Below are 5,523 nucleotides of genomic sequence, written 5' to 3' on the forward strand. Positions count from 1 at the left end.
CACCGCCTGCACCACCGCCCCGCAGCTCGGCGAGCACCCGCCCGAACCGCACCCGGTGCTGCCGGCCACCCCGTGGCGACACACCCACCACTGGATCCCGGCGGCGTCGACCACCCCGGTGGCCGGCCATCCGCTGCTCGGTTCCGGGGTCACCGACCCCAGCACCGGCACCCGGATCTGGCAGCGCACCCTGAGCCCGGACTTCCTCTGGCTCGGCGACCACCGGGTCGACGAGATGTGCGTGCTGCCCGGCGCGGCCTACGCCGAGCTGGCGCTGGCCGCGGCAACCGACGCGTTCGGTGCGGACGACGAAAACCCATGGGCCATCGTCGATCTGCGGCTTAGCCAGGTGCTGCCGATCGGCGAGGCGACGTCGGTGGTCACCACGCTGCGCGGTGGCGAGCCCCGGCCGACCGTCGAGATCCGCTCCGGCGGCGACGAATCCGGCTGGACGCTGCACGCCAGCGCTGTCCTGGAACGCGGCGGAGCACCGGCCCCCGAGCCGTTCGGCGCCGACCGAAACGGTGCCACCGAGTCGCCCGTCGAGGACCTCTACCAGCGGCTGCGCGGCGCCGGCCAGCAGCACGGCCCGGCGTTTCGCGGCATCACCGGCCTGACCCGGCTGGCCTCCGGGGCCGCCCGGTCCACCGTGCGGCTGCCGGCCGAGGCCAGGCAGGGGTCGCGGCACTTCGTCGTGCACCCGGTGATGCTGGACGTCGCGTTGCAGACCCTGGGTGCCACCCGGGTGGCCACCGAACTGACCGACCGGGACGGTGCCGGCGCCGGCGCGGTGGTGCTCCCGGTCCGGCTGGCCGGGGTGCGGGTCTACGGCGACGTCACCGAGGGCATCTCGGCGCTGGCCACCTTGGCGCCGACGGCCGATCCGGACCGGTTCACCGGGCGGGTGCGGCTGCTCGGCGACGCCGACCGGGTGCTGCTGGACGTCGACGAGGTCGAGATGGTGGCGCTGCGCCCCGGCGCCGGCAGTGAGCTGGCCGGCCGGGTCTTCACCCTGGCCTGGGAGCCGGCGGAGCTGGACATCCCGGCCGCGGGCCCGGACGCGGTGCTGCTGATCGGCGACCCCGACGATCCCCTGCTCGCCGCCGCGCAGGCCCAGCTGGCCGGCCACACCGCCCAGTGCCACACCGTCCCGCCCGGCGACAACGCCGCGCTGCGGGCCGCATTCGCCCGAAAAGACGTGGCGGTCCAGGCGGTCGCGCTGATCTGCCCGCAGCGGCGCACCGACCAGGCCCGCTCCGAGCGGGAGCAGCTGGACCTGGCGCAGTCGCGCACCCTGCTGGTTGCCGACATCGTCAAGACCCTCTCGCAGGTCGGCCTGCGCGACAGCCCGCGGCTCTTCGTGGTGACCCGCGGCGCCCAGCAGGTGACCGACGGCGAGCCGGTGACCCTGGCGCAGGCCGCGCTGCGCGGCATCGCCCGGGTGCTCACCTTCGAGCACTCCGAACTGCGGCCGACCACCGTCGACCTCGACCCGGACGGCACGGAAGCGGCCGGCGCGCTGGTGCGCGAGCTGCGGGCCGACGCCCCGCACGACGAGGTGGCGGTGCGCGGCGGGCAGCGGTACGTGCACCGGGTGGTCCGGCTGCCGGTCGCCGCCGACGGCGCGCTGCCGGCGGACCCGCGCCCGGTCGCCGTCGACCTCGGCGGAGACGGCGCCATCCGGCTGCGCACCGACCAGCCCGGCCGGCTGGACGCGCTCGCCACCCACGCCGTGCGGCGCACCCCGCCGGACGACGACCAGATCGAGATCCGGGTGGCCACCGCCGGACTGAACTTCAGCGACGTCCTCAAGGCGATGGGGCTGTACCCGACGCTGGACGGCGCCGCCCCGGTGATCGGCAGCGAATGCGTCGGGCGGGTCACCCGTCGCGGCGGCGCGGTCGATTCGGTGCAGGTCGGTCAGCGGGTGATCGCGTTCGGCCCGGGCGCGTTCGGCAGCCACCTGACCACCGCCGCCGACCTGGCGGTGCCGATCCCCGACCAGCTCTCCGACAGCCAGGCCGCCGCGCTCGGCATCGCCTACCTGACCGCCTGGTACGCGCTGCGTGAGGTGGCCCGGCTGGCCCCCGGAGAACGGGTGCTGATCCACTCGGCGACCGGCGGCGTCGGCCTGGCGGCGGTCTCCATCGCCACCATGATCGGAGCCCGGATCTACACCACGGCCGGCTCGGAATCCAAGCGGGAGTTGTTGGCCGGCATGGGCGTCGAGTACGTCGGCGACTCGCGCAGCGTGGCGTTCGCCGACGAGATCCTGGCCGCCACCGACGGCGAGGGCGTCGACGTCGTGCTGAACTCCCTTGCCGGGGAGGCGATCCGGCGCGGCGTGCAGATCCTCGCGCCCGGCGGGCGGTTCGTCGAGCTGGGCAAGCGCGACGTCTACGCCGACGCCCAGCTTGGGCTGGCCGCCCTGGCCAAGAGCGGCTCGTTCGCGGTGGTCGACCTCGACTTGAACCTGCGCCGGCAGCCGCGGCACTACCGACGGCTGCTGGCCGAGCTGCTGGACCACGTGGTGGCCGGCGAGCTGACCATCCCCCCGGTCACCGAGTTTGGCCTGGCCGACGCCGCCGACGCGTTCCGGCTGATGGCCGCCGGCAACCACGTCGGCAAGATCGTCCTCACCGTCCCCGCGGCGGGCAGCATCACCGCGGTCGCGGCGCCGCCGGCCGCGCCGCCGGTGGACCCGGCCGGCGGCTACATCGTGGTCGGCGGCATGGGCGGTCTGGGCTTCGTCGCCGCCCGCTGGCTGGTCGAACAGGGCGCCGGCCTGGTGGTGCTCAACGGCCGCTCCGCGCCGACCGCCGAGGTGGCCGCGGCGATCGCCGAACTCGCCGAGCCCGGCCGGGTGCAGGTGGTCACCGGCGACATCGCCGAGCCGGTGACGGCGACCCGGCTGGTCGCCGCCGTCCAGGCCGCCGGGCTGCGGCCGGCCGGGGTGCTGCACAGCGCGATGGTGCTCGACGACGAGACCGTGCTGAACATCTCCGGGCCGGCCACCGCGCGGGTGTTCGCCTCGAAGGTGCCCGGCCACTGGTGGCTGCACCGGGCCACCGCCCACCTCGACCTGGACTGGTGGCTGAGCTTCTCGTCGGCGGCCTCGATGCTGGGCTCGCCCGGGCAGGGCGCCTACGCCGCCGCGAACGCCTGGGTGGACGGCCTGATCGCCCACCGCCGGGCGAATGGCCTGCCGGCCAACGGCATCAACTGGGGCCCGTGGGCCGAGGTGGGTCAGGCGCAGTTCCTGGCCGATCTCGGCTTCTCGATGATCACCGCGGAGCTGGGCCTGGCGGCGATGCGCCAGGTGCTGCTCGCCGACCGGGGCCGCACCGGGGTGTTCCACGTCGACGTCCGGCAGTGGTTCCAGTCGTTCCCGGCCGCCGAGCGGTCCACCCTCTTCGCCGGACTGGCCGAATCGGCGACGCCGAGCCGGCGCGGCCAGAGCCGGGTCCGCGCCGAACTGGACGCGGCCGCGCCGGCCGAGCGTCCCGGGCTGCTGGCCGCGGCGATCGCCGGCGAGATCCAGGGGGTGCGGCGCTGCACCGATCCACTCGACCACCACCAGTCGATCGAGTCGCTCGGCCTGGACTCGCTGATGGCGCTGGAGCTGCGCAACCGGCTGGAATCCGCCCTGGACATCACCCTGCCGGTCGCCCTGGTCTGGGCGTATCCGACCGTCGCGGCGCTGGCCGGGGCGCTCTGCGAGCGGATGGGTTATCAGGCCGACCGGCCCGACCCGGCCGCCACCGCCGAGACCGGGGACGAGGTGTCGCTCTCCGACGAAGACGCCGGCCTGCTGGCCGACTTCGTCGCCGCCGGCGAACTCGAGGTTCAGACAGGAGCGCCACGACCATGACCAGCCTCGCCGAAGCGGCCGCCAAACTCTCCCCGCAGGCGCGGGAGGCGATGGCCCGCGAACTGATCCGGGTCGGCACCGTCTTCCCGGTCGACCGGGTGGCCGAGCCGGTGGCGGTGATCGGGCTCGGCTGCCGGCTGCCCGGCGACGTGGCCGGCCCGGAGAGCTTCTGGCGGATGCTGCTCGGCGGGGTGGACGCGATCAGCGAGGTGCCGGCCGACCGCTGGGACGCCGACGAGTTCTACGACCCGGATCCGCTGACGCCGGGCCGGATGACCACCAAGTGGGGCGGCTTCCTCTCCGACGTCGCCGGCTTCGACGCCGACTTCTTCGGCATCACCCCGCGGGAGGCCGCCGCGATGGACCCGCAGCAGCGGGTGCTGCTGGAGGTCGCCCACGAGGCGCTGGAACACGCCGGCATCGCGCCGGACTCGTTGGGCGGCAGCCGAACCGGGGTGATGATGGGGCTGTCCACCTGGGACTACACCCTGCTCAACGTGGAGGGTGCCGCGGTCAACGGGGAAGGCGCCGGGCAGACCGACGCCTACATCGGCACCGGCAACACGCACAGCACCGCGGTGGGCCGGATCTCCTACCTGCTCGGCCTGCAGGGTCCGTCGCTGGCGGTGGACACCGCCTGCTCGTCGTCGCTGGTCGCCATCCACCTGGCCTGCCAGAGCCTGCGGCTGCGGGAGAGCGACCTGGCGTTGGCCGGCGGGGTGCAGCTGTCGCTGTCGCCGTTCACCAGCATCACCCTGTCGAAATGGTCGGCGCTCTCGCCGCGCGGCCGGTGCCAGAGCTTCGACGCCGACGCCGACGGGTTCGTCCGCGGCGAGGGCGCCGGGGTGGTGGTGCTCAAGCGGCTCGCCGACGCCGAGCGCGACGGCGACCGGGTGCTGGCGGTGGTGCGCGGCTCGGCGGTCAACCACGACGGCCGGTCCAGTGGGCTGACCGCACCCAACGTGCTGGCCCAGCGCGACGTGATCACCGACGCGCTGCGGATGGCCGGGGTGGCCCCCGACGCGGTGAACTACGTCGAAGGGCAGGGCACCGGCACCGTGCTCGGCGACTCGATCGAGTTGGAGGCGCTGACCACCACGTACGGCCGCGGCCAGAGCCGGTGCGCGCTGGGCGCGGTGAAGACCAACCTGGGCCATCTGGAGGCCGCCGCCGGGGTGGTCGGCTTCATCAAGGCGGTGCTGACCCTGCAGCACGGCGAGATCCCGCGCACCCTGCACTTCTCCCGGTGGAACCCGGCCGTCGACGCCGCCACCACCCGGCTGTTCGTCCCCACCGAGAACACCGCCTGGCCGGAGAGCGCCGGGCCGCGCCGCGCCGCGGTGTCGGCGTTCGGTCTCGGCGGCACCAACGCGCACGTGGTGCTGGAGCAGGCCCCGGCCCGACCGGCCGCCCCGGCGGCGCCCCAGCCGGCGGTGGTGACCCTGGTGGTCTTCGGCAAGTCCGACGAGCGGATCGCGGCGACCGCGGCGGTGCTCGCCGACTGGCTGCAGACCGACGGCGCCCAGGTGCCGCTGGCCGATGTCGCGCACACGCTGAACCACCACCGCAGCCGGGCCGGCCGGTTCGCCACGGTGACCGCCGCCGACCACGCTCAGGCGCTGGCCGGCCTGCGGGCGCTGGCCGGCGGCGAG

Annotated in this window: 2 protein-coding genes; both read left to right on the forward strand. The window is 75.0% G+C overall.

Translation table 11 applies throughout. The features are described 5' to 3' along the window. Positions 1 to 3,871: SDR family NAD(P)-dependent oxidoreductase (locus tag AC2VNT_RS09660; RefSeq protein WP_486946647.1), on the forward strand; the 3,871-nt coding region annotated here is incomplete at its 5' end. Then, positions 3,868 to 5,523: type I polyketide synthase (locus AC2VNT_RS09665; RefSeq protein ID WP_486946648.1), on the forward strand; the 1,656-nt coding region annotated here is incomplete at its 3' end. The genes AC2VNT_RS09660 and AC2VNT_RS09665, both read left to right, overlap by 4 nt.

Source organism: Mycobacterium sp. TH-M15, from assembly GCF_057473705.1.